We start from the raw sequence: 1,078 nt of genomic DNA, 5'->3' as shown, positions 1-1,078 counted from the left end.
TCGGCGATGTCGCCCTCGTGCAGCACCATGCCGCCGATCAACTGCACGTCGAAGTGGCGCTGGCCGAGGGTCCGCTTGCCGGCCTCGCGCACGGTGGCGAAGGCTGGAACGAGGATGTCGTCGAGGCTCGCGCCGTTGGCAAGCTGCTGTTTGAACTCGTCGGTGCGCGCCCGCAACGCGGCGTCGGATAGCGCGGCGATTTCGGGCTCGAGGGCGTTGATGGCCTTGACGCGGGACTGATATCCCTTGACCCGCCGGTCGTTGGCGGAACCGAAAAACTTGCGGGCAAGCGCGCCGATCATGCCTAATTCCTGTCTTCGCGGTTCGGCGTTGCAGCCATGTGGTGGCACCGCCTATCAACTCAACTCATCGTGACGCCTCAGGGCTGGAAGTCCCGGAAGCCGAGCATCCATGTCATGGTTGAGATTCGGCGACCCGGGGTTCAATCACAAAAGCACAGCCAAACCCGCCCTTGCTGTCGGCCCGGTCCGGCACAGATATGGCCCACCCTGTGGGTTGTCAACGGTCGCCGGACCGCCGGTTCGAAGCGCTCGAGGCAGAAGCCGCGGCCGCCCACCTGTCGGGAAATTCATGATTTTGACAGAGTTTTCGCGTTGCCAAGGCCGCGCGATTAAGCGAGTGTCCGCCCTCCCAAAACCCCTCCTCCTGGAGATCAAGGACTTCCCATGACCACCTCAATGCCCGCAACGAAACACAGCCTGCGCGTTCGCCTGGCCTCGTCCGCCCTCGGCGGCTGCCTGGCCGTGGCCCTGCTCGCCGCTTTGCCGGCCCGCGCAGCCGATTCGAATCCCGTGCTGGCGAAGGTTAACGGCTCCGAGATCCGCCAGAGCGACGTCAATGTCGCCGAAGAGGAATTGGGTCCGAGCCTCGCGCAGATGGACCCGGCGGCCAAGCAGGACAATGTGCTGTCGTTCCTGATCGACATGAAGATCATCGCCAAGGCCGCCGAGGACAAGAAGATCGAAAACAGCGAGGACTTCAAGAAACGGCTCGCCTTCGCCCGCGACCGTCTTTTGATGGACAAGCTGCTGGCCTCCGAAGGCAAGGCGGCGCTCAC

Annotated in this window: 2 pseudogenes; one reads left to right on the top strand and one right to left on the bottom strand. The window is 63.6% G+C overall.

Annotated features, from left to right (window positions below):
* Positions 1-302: pseudogene (locus tag BGN91_RS10010) on the bottom strand (preprotein translocase subunit SecA); the annotation flags it as partial.
* A gap of 384 nt (positions 303-686) precedes the next feature.
* Here BGN91_RS10010 and BGN91_RS10005 point away from each other — a divergent pair.
* A pseudogene (locus BGN91_RS10005) lies at positions 687-1,078 on the top strand (peptidylprolyl isomerase); the annotation flags it as partial.

The organism is Nitrobacter sp. 62-13 (assembly GCF_001896955.1).
Lineage (GTDB): Bacteria > Pseudomonadota > Alphaproteobacteria > Rhizobiales > Xanthobacteraceae > Nitrobacter.
Note: the sequence above shows the minus strand (reverse complement) of the source record. Positions and strands in the feature narration are given on the sequence as shown.